The following is a 13,451-nucleotide window of genomic DNA, read 5'->3' as shown; positions in this document are numbered from 1 at the left end:
GTATGCCTGACTGGCCCGGTATACCATCGCTACCAATGGCCGCAAGAGGTGCGCGTACGCGGTGAAATTTTGTCTATGGCGTGAGGAGTGTCGGCAAAAGTGGCGGCGGATGGGACTCCCGAGGTAGAAGCTGTCAACCGCGAACTACTCAGACAGCTTCCCATTGACGCCCACGGCCCTCTGGTGTGCGGACCTGACGCCAGGAAAGTCAGCGCCACAAAAATTCGGGACGCCACATGGATGGAAAACCAACTAGGGCTTCGCGGTGAAATATGGCGCACCACCGATGTTCCCGTGTTGGCAACTCTGTGGTGGTACTCGGCGAGCCACTTCCTCGTGACGCCTTCCATTGCCTCCCTGATCCTCACGGGTCGGGCTCTCTCGCCGCGGTTGGAAGACCTCATGGTGCACCACCAATTAGATTCACGAGTGAGTGGGGCTTCCTCCACCGCGCTCGCGGGGCCGGGCGACCAAATACAGGCGTTAGCAATAACTTTGGCTGAAATGTTTGACGAGCTCATTCCCCAGGTAGCCTCCCTTGCCCGCCGCTCGGAGCAAGCGATGTGGGCGCTGGCCACAGATTCGCTAGCCAGCCAAGCGCTGCTATTCGGCCGGGCACTCCATCAGGTGCCAGCGGCGACCCGCACCGTGTCCGCGCTCATCGAGGCGATTGACCGCCCGATGCCTCCGGCGCGGTTCATCGATGTCGCCCCACCGCCCCTGGGCATTCTCCGTCGGCGCCTCGTACATCGTCAATCGTGTTGCCTGCTGTACCGGGTTCCCGGTGAATCGCTGTGCTCATCCTGCCCACGACGGCATCCGGATCTACGCAGAGACACTCTTGGCACACCGCTGTCCACGCCGGAATGAATAGTCGGCCTAGCGACGGCTGGCCTTGACATCGACCCGACTCCAGAGTCTTGTGGGGACAGGGGAACCGCCGACGGCTGCCGCGGGGGTCCCATTGTGCGGCATCACCGCTGTCCCTGCGAAAGGAAGATCCCATGGAAAAATCGTCACTTACCGCGCTTGTCCGCAACCATCTCGAGGTCGCAAAAACATCATCGAGCGGACGCAGCGCCGCGACCGTCTACGGTGGCCACGAACACGTCCTTCGGCAAACCCTGATCGCACTTGCAGCGGGCCACAAACTTGATGAACACGAAAACCCCGGCGAAGCAACGGTTCACGTACTAGCTGGACGGGTCCGATTAGTCTCAGAGGCCGCCGCCTGGGATGGCCGGACCGGCGACCTTTTGATCGTGCCCAACTCTCGGCACAGCTTGGAGGCTGTCGAGGACTCTGCGGTGCTGCTGACCGTTGCAAAAGTCCTCGCCTCCCCTGTTCTGAACACGGAAAAAGGGTAAGCCGCCGCACCGCGTGGGCGATATCGCTTTAGGGACTTTAGTCCTTTAAGTGAGGTACCGACATCCCCTGATTTTCACCTCCAGCTCTAGTCACGATGGAAAAGACAGCGTTCTGCGCATCTAAGCTGCTCTCACGGGGAGGCCATCACCATGCAGGTCATCGACCACAGTGCTGTTTCGACTTTGTCGACGCAGGAGTGCTATTCGCTCATCCGCACGCAGAGCGTGGGCCGCCTGGGCGTGGTGGTGAACCATTGGCCGGTAGTGGTGCCAGTCAGCTTCTCTCTCGACGGCGAGGTGATCGTTATCCGGAGTAAATCTGGCGGAAAGCTCACCCATGCCAACCATGCCAACGTCACGTTCGAGGTGGACAGCATCGACGAAGCGACCCGTACAGGGTGGAGCGTGCTGTTCCGCGGGCAGGCGGAAGAACTCACTCCCGCGCACGACCAAGACTTGATCAGACGGACCAAAGCCACCGGTGTAACGCCGTGGGTGCCTGGCCCCGATTTCAGCTGGGTCCGCATCATCCCGCACGGTATTTCAGGTCGACGCATCACCCGATTACGCGACACCGACTGGGATCTCGGTACCGCGGCATACATGTAGTCGCACTGGGCAAGCCCAGCGACGGCGCACGATGGGGTGCGCTCCCCTGCGACGTGTCACGAGGCGCCCAGGAGGTCTTGACGGGTCACCACCCCCACCACGCAACCATTCTGGGTCACCGGTAAGCAGCGGATCTCCGGGTCGAGGAAGAGAAATACGGCGAAAGCAACGTCGTCGCCGACCTCCACCGTAGCCACTGGCCAAGACATCACCTGTTCGACCGTGGTCGGAGGGTTTCTCATGGACCAGACTCCGCCGGCATCGTTTTGATGCGAAGCAGGGGCCAAGACGCCGCGAATCAGGTCGGTAGCGGTGACAACCCCCACGAGCACACCCCCCTCGTCCACCACTGGCGCAGTGCTTACTTGCCAGAAGGTCAAGAGGGCAGCTGCCTGCGCCAAAGTCGTTGCGCGGCCCACTGTCACGGCCGGGCTGGTCATCACCTCCTGAATCGGCATCTGGTGAAGTGGCACCGGGCGAGCTATCTCCGGCGCTTTCATCGCTTGGGTGCCTAGGTGGCCTGCCAGCTGGCTCGTGGTCAGCTGGCTCGGAAGTACTTGGCTACGCGCTTTCTGATCCGCTGCCGCAAGGTGGGGCAATAAAGTGCTTGTCATCAGGCTGAGTCACTCGCGTGGACGACCGCCACCGGGCATCCCGCCTGCTCCAAGACGGCGGCGCTGGTAGATCCGAGGGTCGGCCCGGAACGAGCCAGGCGTCCGCGGCTGCCCACCACCAGCATTGCTGCCACCCCATTTTTTCTGGCGCCCTGGGCTTCGCTCAGGAGGGTCGGGGTGGGCGCCCCATCCCGCACCACCTGGTGGATCAAAACCTCTGGATACTTTTTCGACCAGGGGGCAAGTTGCTCAGAAAGCAGCGTTGACAACTGATCTCGGCTCTGTTGTGGGCGCATGGCTCCGGCAGAATCTGAACTTTCCGATGCGTCGTCGTGGCAGCGGATGGCGAGCAAGGTGAGGCGACGCAAGGAGGCTTCGGCAAAAGCGAAACCCAATGCCTGTTCAGAATCTGGCGAACCATCGACACCTACGACGATCGGTCCCGTGGTTCCCGTCAGCTGACCGCCCAGCGCTTGACCGCCCAGCGCCGCCCGGACAACGACAGATCGACTGGCGCCCCCGGAAGCCATCTCCAGAACCGCTGTGCCAAGAACGTTTCGATGGGCGTCGGCTCTGGCTCCCGGGGCCAACACCGTCACCATCGCCGGGCCCGAGGCCGCCAGCAACGCCTCGGCGGATGAGCCGGGATGCTCCCCGATCTGGACCTCAAGATCCGGGTGGTAGATCCGCACGGTGCTGCGGCAATTGTCGAGGAACGTCCGCATCTCGTGGGGCGTCAGATGTGGATGTCCGTCGGGCTCGCAGTGCACCAGCACCAGGCGAGCGTTGTGCAGGTGCGCAAGATCGGCAGCCCACGGGAGCGACAGGTGAGACGAATCTGAACCGTCGAGGCCCACCACAACGTCACGGACGGGGTGCTGAAGCGACTGAATACTCATAGTCCTAGTCCCTCCCACGAAGCGGGTATTGCCCTAACGTCTCTGTGCTGGACGATTCCCCCATCGTGCGAGATTGGCGCCGACATTTACAGGGTCGGTGGTCCCGTCGCCGGCGCTGAAAGTCACTTCTACCCCTCGGATCGCTGCGCCAGATCACGGAGCGGCGGTCACAGGCTTACCGGGTGCCCACACGCCGGGGCTATAGTTCAGGTCGGATGCTGCGAAGCGTTGCCATGCCTGTCGATCACTTGTGTCGACCCGATAGATAAAGGAACGCCCCGGGCCGATCGGTCTGGCGCAGCCTGATCTCAGATCTACGAGGGAGCCACCATGCCGGACGCAATTTCTGGCGAGACACCGCCGGGCGACTCCGGTCCAGGGCCCTCACACTTTGTATCAAGCAATGTCCCCGATACCTCCACCCCGTCAACAGCCGCCGCTGCCTCCACCGAATCCGCTGTCGCCACCCGGCGGGCCCAAGATTTCGGTCTGGCCACAGAGGTCGAAGCCTTGGGCCAATTGCCGGTCGACCAGATGACACTGCGCGATCTCTTGGTACAAGTCGCAACTTTCGCTGTTCGAGTGATACCTGGCGCCGATGGGGCTGGTCTGACCCTGTCTGAAGCCGGACTCCCGGACGTGATTATTAAAACTACCGACTTTGTCGAGCCGATCGACACCATTCAGTACGGTCTCGGTCAAGGCCCGTGCATCAGCGCGGCGGCGGCGAACACGGTGATGCGTTCAGGTTCGTTACGCACAGACGTGCGTTGGCCCGAATTTGGGCCGCAGGCGGCTGCCCTGGGGGTCCACAGCGTTCTTTCATTGCCGTTAATCACCGACGGCAAGTCTCTGGGAGCCATGAACGTGTATGCGCACGCCCCAGATTCTTTCGATGCTCGGGCTGAGATGCTGGGCATGTCTTTTGCGGTGCCCGCTGCCGTGACGGTGCGCCACGCACAGATCCTGGCTCAGGCGCTGCGCTCTGCCGAGCACCTCCAAACTGCGGCCGACGCGCACGCTTGTGTAGCTCAAGCTGTGGGTATTCTGCGCAAACGCCACCGTCTCTCCAGCGAAGAAGGGCACTCCGAGCTGGCCCGGCTCGCCGCATCTGCTTCGGTCGAACTTGTGGACGCTGCAAGGACTGTGGTCGAAGATGCGGGGCAGCTTCCCTCGGCGTCCTAATCGGATCAAGTATCGAGCGGGATAATGCCTACGGGGTGATAGGGGCGTACCCTCGGCGCTACCCGGATCGGTTTCATGGCACCCTCCGTGAACCATCCGGGATCGGGTGTCTTGTGTTTCCTGGCCGCCGGATCCACGTACGAACTATCGGGCTATGCGGATCGCCCCGGAGCACTCCTTGAAGGAAATGCCCGCAGCCCTCTCTGCCGTCCTAGCGACCTTGAGCGAAAACCTCGGGCCGCTCGGCGGCGACCTCGAAGCGATGCTTGGGGTGCTGGCGGATGACTTAACGGCTGCGGTACCTTCATTTCTCGGACTCACGATCAATGTCCGAGTGGGCATGACCACCTTGACGTTTAGCACGATGGATCCCGATCGGGGTGTCGCTGTCGCTGCTTCGTTGGCTATGCCCGCGGCACACGTTGAGTCAAGTACCCGGATGACGTTTTACGCATCGCGCCGTCGCGCCTTCGCCGCGCTCGCAACTGATGCGCAAAACTGGACGGAGTTTACCGGCGGGTTCGATCTAGACGGCGAAGATATGGTTGAGATACCCGATCCAGCAGCCACTCTCCTGGACTTCGATGCCATCAACCAAGTTTTGGGCGTGCTGATGGAAACGGGGCTCTCGATAGAAGGGGCGCGAAGCAACTTGGAGAACCGAACGGCCGCGTTCGGTGGAACAGCCGCCGAGATGGCGGAGCTTCTGCTCGCTTGCAATGACTTCATGGATCCCTAATGACCCCTGCCCGCTTCGTCCCGTTTACCAACAAAGAACAGGACTTTCTCCCCTGGCGCTGGCCGGCGCTCGCAGCGACACTCATGTCATGATGGAAACGGTTGTGCCCGCCCACAGTGAACGGCGAGCAGTGGTAATCGAGTCCAGTTCCGCACCCCAAGAAAGCGCGCTTCGGGCTGGGTCTGCTCGGGTGCTCAAAGTCTTCATGGTCGATGACCACGAGGTGGTGCGCCGCGGTGTCGCCGATCTGCTCGAGGAACAGATCGATATGACCGTCGTGGGACAAGCCGGCTCAGTTGCCGAAGCGCTGGCGCGGATACCCGCCGCCAAGCCTGATGTGGCCGTGCTGGACATCAGACTTCCGGATGGAAATGGGGTGGAACTGTGCCGCGAGCTGCGCTCCATGATGCCGGACTTGAGCTGCCTCATGTTTACCTCCTACCCCGACGAACAAGCCATGGTTGACGCCGTGTTGGCGGGGGCCGCCGGTTACGTCATCAAGGACATCCGCGGCCTGGACCTGATCTCGGCGATCCGCACCGTCGGGTCCGGTAAATCGCTGCTCGATAACCGCGCAGCTGCTGTGCTGATGAATCGGTTACGCCAGAGCGTTGAGAACCCTGGCCCTGCAGCAGGTCTGAGCGTTCAAGAAAGGACGCTCCTCGACCTGATCGGGGAAGGCCTGACGAACCGGCAAATTGCTGAGCGGATGTTCTTGGCCGAAAAGACTGTGAAGAACTACGTTTCGCACCTGCTGACAAAACTGGGGATGGCTAGGCGCACCCAGATTGCGGTTCTTTCGACGCAACTTCGGTCGCCATGACCGCGGATTGCAGTGGCTGGTGATCGCCTCCAGACATGTCCATCTGTCAACCCCCCTCGGACGGCAGCGGAACGAAAACCTCCTCGAGGCAATGCTTTCCGTTGCTACAGGTCTAGAACTGGAACAGACCTACGAGCGAATTGTCGAAGCTGCGACTGATTTGGTAGGTGCCCGATACGGGGCGCTAGGGGTTCTAGCGCCAGACGGCACGCTTTCGCAGTTTATTCACTGTGGAATGGAACCAGGAGCCGTCGACAGGATAGGGGCTCTGCCCACCGGATGCGGGATTCTAGGAATTGTCTTCTCCAACGACGCTCCCATGCGAATGCACGACCTCACCCAGCACCCTGCCCACGTTAGCTTTCCGGCTCACCACCCCAGAATGACAACATTTCTTGGCGTACCCTTACGCGTACGCGGTCAACTTTTCGGACACCTGTACCTCACCGAGAAACACGACGAGGGCGGTTTCACGGCCGACGATGAGGTGCTTGTTCACGCGCTCGCCACCGCGGCCGGCATCGCGATCGAAAACGCGCGGTTGTACGAAGCAGTCCGGCAGCGCCAACGGTGGCTCGAGGTTTCTGGTGAAATCACCATCGAGATCCTTGATGGCACTACCACTGACGATTCGCTGCGCCTCATTGCCGAACGCGCACTAGAACTTATCGGCGCAGATCAGACTGCAATTTTACTTCCGGACCCACCCGAGAACGCATGCTCGGCAAAGCATCTCGTCATTGCGATGAGCGTGGGGAAAGACGGTGACGCAGTCATCGGCCGCATTGTTCCGGTCGCCGGATCTACGACAGGGATGGTTTTCTCCGACGGTGTCCCTCGGAGCGTGCCCCGCCTCACGTATGACGTAGGCGTGGGCGAAAGCAAGATTTTTGGCCCCGCCATGGCTGTACCCCTGCGTACCGGCGACACTATTTCCGGTGTGTTGTTGGCAGTTCGGGCACCCAGCTCAGAGTTGTTCAATCCTGAGCAACTGCAAATCGCTGCGTCCTTCGCCGTCCAGGCTGCGCTGGCTCTGCAGCGCGCCCAGAGCCAGGCGCAGCGGCAGGAGGCGAGCGTCATAGCAGTCCGCGAGCAGATCGCGAGAGATCTGCACGACCAAGTGATTCAGCGGCTCTTTGCCATTGGGTTGGCAATGCAAGGCACCCAGCGGCGCACAGCGAGTATCGAGGTCTCGCAGCGATTGGACGAGCACATCGACCGGCTGCAGGAGGTGATAGCCGACATCCGCGGCACCATCTTCGATCTCGAAATCGACTCGGCACAACCACCCAAATTGCGAGTGGTGTTGAACAAAGCGGTTATCGAGCTAACAGAAAACTCTGGGGTGCTCCCGACGGTACTAATCTCTGGCCCTATCGGAATTGTTTCAGCGGGACTTCGCAGCGACGCGCAAGCGGTGGTGCGGGAAGCGGTGAGCAATGTTGTGCGTCATGCGCGCGCCAGCAGTGTGACGGTCTCCATCAAGGTCGCGGACGAGCTGATTATCAATGTGCGGGATAACGGAATTGGGATTCCTGCCAGCTCTACGCCCCGCGGTCTCAAGAATCTCGAGTACAGAGCAAAAGAAGCGGGCGGAAGTTTCAGCATCGGGAACCACCCCGACGGAGGCACAGAGCTGACTTGGCAAGCGCCATTCGTTTGATAGTGGTTCAGTTTTTGTTTGTAGGGTCCTTTGGCATAGGACGCGTGCCCTTGGCCCCTACCCCTGTTTCGGGACGTCGAGGACCATTGACCTATGGAACAGACCGCGGGTGCCGATTGACGCGCAACTTTGCGCTACCCCCGGTTACTGGCCCACCGTCGCGCCGGCGTCATAAGCTGGCTTGCCCATCCGGCCCCGGTCACCGATGACCGGGGCCGGGTCTATGACCAAAGCCCCTGGGGTGCGGACTTTTCGGCCCTTGATGCTGCGCTGCCGGGGATGAATTCTCGTGAGCGAAGACCACGTGGCGTGGTCGTCAACGAGAGGACCATCGTGGGTAGCCGCTTTCTCCCGAGCAAAAGCACCAACCAGGAATTCCCAGCGGTTGCCACCTCCGCTAACGGCCCTATGCTGGCGGCCGCATCCTTTCCACTGGGCTCAATGGGTCCGAAAATTGAAGCGCGCCAACGCTTTGCCTCCGCCAACGGCAGGCCGGGAAGCTGGCTGCGGCCGCCAAGGTGGTAGCAGGAACATCGGGTACCACCATCCTGCCGTGACGACTCTCCCCAAAGTCCCCAACTGCAAGAAACGAAGACAACGCTATGACAAATACTCTGACGAATACAGCGATCATCACGGCTGCAGGCACACTGGATCCAGCGCTCCTGCACCACATGGACGCCTATTGGCGGGCAGCCAACTACCTATCGGTGGGGCAAATCTATCTTTACGACAATCCGCTATTGAAACGTCCGTTGGCGCTGTCGGATGTGAAGCCTCTGGTAGTTGGGCATTGGGGCACCACTCCGGGACAAAACTTTATCTACGTCCACCTCAACCGGGCAATCGTAAAATATGACGTAAATATGTTCTACGTGGCCGGACCGGGCCACGGCGGTCCCGCACTGGTTGGCAATACCTACCTGGAAGGCAGCTACAGCGAGATCTATCCGGACATCAGTCAGGACGAAAACGGCCTTAGGAAGCTTTTCACCCAGTTCTCTTTTCCCGGCGGCATCTCAAGCCACGTCGCCCCCACTACCCCTGGCTCCATTCACGAAGGCGGCGAACTCGGCTACTCACTCAGTCACGCGTTCGGGGCCGCATTCGACAATCCTGACCTGATCGTCGCCTGCGTGATCGGCGACGGGGAGGCAGAAACAGGACCGTTGGCAACGGCTTGGCACTCCACAAAGTTTCTCAACCCGGCCAGTGATGGAGCTGTGCTGCCGATCCTGCACCTCAACGGTTATAAAATCAGCAACCCGACCGTGCTTGCCCGTATCGAACACGAGGAACTGGACCAGTATCTGCGCGGCTGCGGATGGGACCCTTACTTCGTCGAAGGCCATGATCCAGAAATGATGCACGAAATGATGGCGTCCGTCCTGGACCACACCATCGAGGCCATCAAACGAATCCAGGCAGGCGCCCGTGGCGGCGGCACGACGATGCGGCCTCGGTGGCCGATGATTGTGCTCCGTTCTCCCAAGGGGTGGACCGGACCGAAGGTGGTCGACGGCGTGCAGATCGAGGGCACCTTCCATGCGCACCAGGTGCCACTGCTTGTCGATGAGGCTCACCCGGAGCACATCGCACTCCTCGAGAGCTGGATGCGCAGCTACCGGCCCGAAGAGTTGTTCGACCGCGACGGCCGACTGGTCGCAGATTTGGCTTCCCTTGCCCCTCAGGGGGAACGGCGGATGGGCGCCAACCCACACACCAATGGCGGCTTGCTTCTTCGCGACCTCCGCATGCCCGATTTTCGTGCACACGCCGTCACGGTCCTAGTCCCCGGAGGCGTCCAAGCCCACGACACCGAAGTTCTCGGCAAGTTCCTCCGCGACGTCGTCACATTAAATGAGGACCAGCGCAACTTCCGGATCTTCGGTCCCGACGAGACCCTGTCTAACCTGCTCGGCGCAGTTTTCGAAGTCACAGACCGGCAGTGGGAGGCCCGCACGGTTAATGGCGACGAGTCCCTCGCGCCCAGCGGACGGGTGTTGGATTCGATGCTCTCGGAGCATCAGTCCGAAGGCTGGTTGGAAGGCTATTTGCTCACGGGACGACACGGATTGTTCAACTGCTACGAGGCGTTCATTCACATAGTCGACTCCATGTTTAACCAACATGCGAAATGGCTCAAGGTCACTAAAGCCCTACCTTGGCGGCGCGACATCGCTTCGCTGAACTACTTGCTCGCTTCGCACGTGTGGCAACAGGACCACAATGGGTTCACCCACCAAGACCCCGGGTTCCTCGACCACGTGGTGAACAAGAAGGCCGACATCGTTCGCGTTTATCTCCCCCCGGATGCCAACTGTCTCCTTTCGATCACCGATCACTGCCTGCGCAGCCGTCACTATGTCAACGTCATCGTTGCTGGCAAACATGCTATGCCGCAATGGTTGTCTATGGAGCAGGCAGAAGTTCACTGCACCGAAGGCATCGGGATCTGGGAGTGGGCTGGCAACGACGGCGGCGCAGAACCGGACGTGGTGCTGGCCTGCTGCGGCGACACACCCACTCTCGAAGTGCTCGCAGCGGTGTCAATCCTGCGCGAACATCTGCCGCGGCTCAAAATCAGGGTGGTCAACGTGGTGGACTTGATGAAACTTCAGTCAGACACTGAGCATCCGCATGGGCTGTCCGACGGCGATTACGACGCGCTGTTCACCCGGGACAAACACATCATCTTCGCCTTTCACGGCTACCCGACCTTGGTCCACCGGCTGACCTACCGTCGAGCCAACCGGAACCTCCACGTCCGCGGTTACAACGAGGAGGGCACCATCACCACTCCCTTCGATATGCGAGTGCAAAACCGCCTCGATAGATTCCACCTCGTGCAGGACGTGATCGATCGGCTCCCTCAGCTCGGAGCCACCGGCGATTACCTGAAGCAGACGATGGTCGACAAGCTTGTGGAACACAACCTGTACATCAACAAGCACGGCCAGGATCTCCCGGAGATCCGTAACTGGGTCTGGGCTCCCGATGAACACTGATGCTAAACGGGTTCCGGCACAAGGCACGTCGCCCCAATCGCAGAACGAATTGCAGACCCTGCCGATGGCCCAGGTCCTGGAGCATCTCCAGACCTCACCGGACGGGCTCAGCCAGGACGAGGCCACCAAGCGGCTCGAACACTACGGCCCCAACGAGATAGCCGAGCACAAGACCAACCCACTGCTGAAGTTCCTGTCGTACTTCTGGGGTCCGATTCCGTGGATGATCGAAGTGGCGGTGGTTCTGTCCGGGGCTGTGGGCCACTGGGCAGACTTTTTCATCATCCTGGTTCTGCTGTTGGCAAATGCCGTCGTGGGATATTCAGAGGAGCGGCAGGCTGGAAACGCCATCCAGGCGCTCAAGGCCAAGCTTGCCATCAATGCTCGCGTCCGGCGCGACGGCAAGTGGGTCACGCCCGCGGCTCGAGACCTGGTGCCCGGCGACGTGATTCGCCTGCGGTTGGGTGACATCGTGCCAGCAGATGCCCGGCTGTTGGACGGTGACGAAATCGAAGTTGACCAGTCCGCACTGACCGGGGAATCATTGCCGACGACTTGCCAGCCTGGTGACGCGGTGTTCTCGGGGTCGATCATCCGCCGCGGCGAGATCGGCGCGCTGGTCTACGCGACCGGCACCCACACCTATTTCGGCAAGACCGCTGAATTAGTCCAAGACGCACACACCGTGAGCCACTTCCAGAAGGCCGTCCTGAAAATCGGCAACTACCTCATTCTGCTTGCGGTTGCCTTGGTCTCGGTGATCCTTGTGGTGGCGATCCTGCGCGGCGACAAGATTTTGACGACCCTGCAATTCGCGCTGGTCCTGACCGTTGCCGCGATTCCGGTCGCGATGCCCACCGTGCTGTCGGTGACCATGGCCGTCGGCGCCAGGTTGCTGGCCAAAAAGAAGGCCATCGTCAGCAAGTTGGTGGCGATCGAAGAACTCGCTGGCGTGGATATCTTGTGCGCCGACAAAACCGGCACGCTGACCCAGAACTCGCTCACCCTCGGCGACCCGTTCAGCCTCGAAGGTGTCACAGCTTCGGACGTGATCCTCGCGGGGGCTCTGGCTTCCCTCGCCGACAACAACGACCCTATCGACCTTGCAGTCCTGGGCAGCCTGGACGATAAGAGTGCTCTCAACCGCTACAAGGTGACCCATTTCGAGCCGTTCAACCCGGTCGACAAGCGGACCGAAGCCGCCGTCACCGGCGACGACGGTGAAACGTTCAAGGTCAGTAAGGGCGCCCCGCAGGTCATCTTGGCGCTGGCAGCGGACTCGGCAGCCATCAAGACTGCCGTCGACAAGGCCGTGAATACATTCGCTACCAAGGGCTTTCGCGCGCTGGGTGTAGCCCGCGCACAAGGCACCGACGGGTGGAAGTTCCTGGGGGTGCTGCCGCTATTCGACCCGCCACGTGAAGACGCCGCGTCAACCATCGCCACAGCAAAGGCAATGGGCGTGGAAGTGAAGATGGTGACCGGTGACGCCCTCGCCATCGCCAAAGAGATCGCAGCCAAAGTCGGCCTGGGCACAGAGATTTTGGACGCGTCCGGCCTTGGCGAAGTGAAGAAGCAAGAAACCGCCGCCGTCACCGAGTCGATCGAGGCCGCTGACGGGTTTGCGCAGGTATTTCCCGAACACAAATTCCACATTGTCGACGTCCTGCAGGAGCGCGGCCACATCGTCGGGATGACAGGTGACGGAGTCAATGACGCGCCAGCACTCAAGCAGGCCGACTGCGGAATCGCCGTCTCAGGTGCTACCGACGCCGCCCGCGCCGCCGCCGACATCGTCCTGCTCACACCAGGTCTGTCGGTGATCATCGACGCGATCAAGGAAAGCCGGAAGATTTTCCAGCGGATGAACTCCTACGCTATGTACCGGATCGCGGAAACACTTCGGGTGCTGCTGTTTATGACACTAGCGATCCTGGTCTTCAACTTCTATCCGGTCACCGCGATCATGATCGTGATGCTGGCATTGCTCAATGACGGCGCCATCCTATCCATCGCTTACGACAACGTGCGGTACAAAATGAAGCCAGAAGCCTGGAACATGCGCATCGTGCTCGGCATCTCGACCGTCCTGGGCATCACCGGAGTCGTCGCTGCATTCGGGCTCTTCTACCTGGGGGAAAGGGTCTTCCACCTAGGCCGCGACCAGGTCCAAACCTTGATGTATCTCAAGCTTTCGGTCGCGGGACACCTGACCATCTTCCTGACCCGCACCCGCGGCCCGTTCTGGTCGATCCGACCCGCCCGCATAGTGTTTTTGGCCGTACTGGGCACCCAAGCAATCGCGACCCTGATCGCCGTCTACGGGTTGTTCATGACGCCGCTGGGCTGGGGCTGGGCGGCGTTTGTATGGGGCTACGCGCTCCTCTGGTTCCTCGTCAACGACCGCGCCAAACTGCTCGCCTATCGGATCCTGGACCCCGACAAGAAGCCAACCGGCCCGGGCGCAAGTGGCCATCTGAGCGGGCACAAGCCCGCCCTGACCGCTGCATTAACCACGTGATCCGCAACCGGCGGAGCTTCACA

General features: G+C 60.9%; 11 protein-coding genes. 9 read left to right on the top strand and 2 right to left on the bottom strand.

What is annotated here, in order from left to right; all coding sequences use genetic code 11:
* Positions 1-87 precede the first annotated feature (87 nt).
* The 3 genes from EH165_RS02615 to EH165_RS02605 all read left to right on the top strand — a co-directional run bounded on the left by EH165_RS02615 (position 88) and on the right by EH165_RS02605 (position 1,976).
* Entirely contained in the window at positions 88-870 is a 783-nt protein-coding gene (locus EH165_RS02615; protein WP_124797898.1) for a (2Fe-2S)-binding protein, read from the top strand.
* Positions 871-1,004: 134 nt separating this feature from the next.
* Positions 1,005-1,367 (top strand): cupin domain-containing protein, encoded by a 363-nt coding sequence (locus tag EH165_RS02610; protein ID WP_124797897.1) that lies wholly within the window; start codon positions 1,005-1,007, stop codon positions 1,365-1,367.
* A gap of 150 nt (positions 1,368-1,517) precedes the next feature.
* A complete protein-coding gene (locus EH165_RS02605) occupies positions 1,518-1,976 on the top strand; it encodes a pyridoxamine 5'-phosphate oxidase family protein (RefSeq protein ID WP_124797896.1) in 459 nt (152 codons plus the stop codon).
* Positions 1,977-2,032: 56 nt separating this feature from the next.
* Here EH165_RS02605 and EH165_RS02600 read toward each other — a convergent pair whose 3' ends face one another.
* Positions 2,033-2,590, bottom strand: a complete 558-nt coding sequence (locus tag EH165_RS02600) for a CBS domain-containing protein (protein ID WP_124797895.1) — start codon at positions 2,588-2,590, stop codon at positions 2,033-2,035.
* On the bottom strand, positions 2,590-3,489 hold the full coding sequence (locus EH165_RS02595) for a universal stress protein (RefSeq protein ID WP_124797894.1): 900 nt from the start codon (positions 3,487-3,489) through the stop codon (positions 2,590-2,592). Before EH165_RS02595 ends, EH165_RS02600 begins: the two co-directional genes overlap by 1 nt.
* A 330-nt stretch (positions 3,490-3,819) precedes the next feature.
* Between EH165_RS02595 and EH165_RS02590 the strand changes: the two genes are divergently transcribed.
* From EH165_RS02590 to EH165_RS02565, 6 genes are all read left to right on the top strand, one after another.
* Entirely contained in the window at positions 3,820-4,674 is an 855-nt protein-coding gene (locus EH165_RS02590) for a GAF and ANTAR domain-containing protein (RefSeq protein ID WP_124797893.1), read from the top strand.
* 154 nt (positions 4,675-4,828) lie between these two features.
* Positions 4,829-5,413 carry a hypothetical protein gene (locus EH165_RS02585; protein WP_124797892.1) on the top strand — a complete coding sequence of 195 codons (585 nt, stop codon included), beginning with the start codon at positions 4,829-4,831 and terminating at the stop codon, positions 5,411-5,413.
* A gap of 190 nt (positions 5,414-5,603) precedes the next feature.
* Positions 5,604-6,236 (top strand): response regulator, encoded by a 633-nt coding sequence (locus EH165_RS02580; protein WP_124800254.1) that lies wholly within the window; start codon positions 5,604-5,606, stop codon positions 6,234-6,236.
* A 91-nt stretch (positions 6,237-6,327) separates the two neighbouring features.
* Entirely contained in the window at positions 6,328-7,899 is a 1,572-nt protein-coding gene (locus EH165_RS02575; RefSeq protein ID WP_124797891.1) for a GAF domain-containing sensor histidine kinase, read from the top strand.
* 602 nt (positions 7,900-8,501) lie between these two features.
* Complete coding sequence (locus EH165_RS02570; protein WP_124797890.1) at positions 8,502-10,907, top strand: phosphoketolase family protein; 2,406 nt, start codon at positions 8,502-8,504, stop codon at positions 10,905-10,907.
* On the top strand, positions 10,897-13,428 hold the full coding sequence (locus EH165_RS02565) for a plasma-membrane proton-efflux P-type ATPase (protein ID WP_124797889.1): 2,532 nt from the start codon (positions 10,897-10,899) through the stop codon (positions 13,426-13,428). Before EH165_RS02570 ends, EH165_RS02565 begins: the two co-directional genes overlap by 11 nt.
* The last annotated feature ends 23 nt before the right edge of the window (positions 13,429-13,451 follow it).

Origin of the sequence: Nakamurella antarctica (assembly GCF_003860405.1) — a bacterium.
In the GTDB taxonomy this organism is placed as follows: domain Bacteria; phylum Actinomycetota; class Actinomycetes; order Mycobacteriales; family Nakamurellaceae; genus Nakamurella; species Nakamurella antarctica.
Note: the sequence above shows the minus strand (reverse complement) of the source record. Positions and strands in the feature narration are given on the sequence as shown.

What these genes read in the sequence shown, in the direction of transcription:
- EH165_RS02590 (WP_124797893.1), top strand. Translation starts at nt 3,820, where the DNA reads ATGCCGGACGCAATTTCTGGCGAGACACCGCCGGGCGACTCCGGTCCA.
- EH165_RS02585 (WP_124797892.1), top strand. Translation starts at nt 4,829, where the DNA reads ATGCGGATCGCCCCGGAGCACTCCTTGAAGGAAATGCCCGCAGCCCTC.
- EH165_RS02575 (WP_124797891.1), top strand. Translation starts at nt 6,328, where the DNA reads ATGCTTTCCGTTGCTACAGGTCTAGAACTGGAACAGACCTACGAGCGA.
- EH165_RS02570 (WP_124797890.1), top strand. Translation starts at nt 8,502, where the DNA reads ATGACAAATACTCTGACGAATACAGCGATCATCACGGCTGCAGGCACA.
- EH165_RS02565 (WP_124797889.1), top strand. Translation starts at nt 10,897, where the DNA reads ATGAACACTGATGCTAAACGGGTTCCGGCACAAGGCACGTCGCCCCAA.
- EH165_RS02605 (WP_124797896.1), top strand. Translation starts at nt 1,518, where the DNA reads ATGCAGGTCATCGACCACAGTGCTGTTTCGACTTTGTCGACGCAGGAG.
- EH165_RS02610 (WP_124797897.1), top strand. Translation starts at nt 1,005, where the DNA reads ATGGAAAAATCGTCACTTACCGCGCTTGTCCGCAACCATCTCGAGGTC.
- EH165_RS02595 (WP_124797894.1), bottom strand. Translation starts at nt 3,489, where the DNA reads ATGAGTATTCAGTCGCTTCAGCACCCCGTCCGTGACGTTGTGGTGGGC.
- EH165_RS02600 (WP_124797895.1), bottom strand. Translation starts at nt 2,590, where the DNA reads ATGACAAGCACTTTATTGCCCCACCTTGCGGCAGCGGATCAGAAAGCG.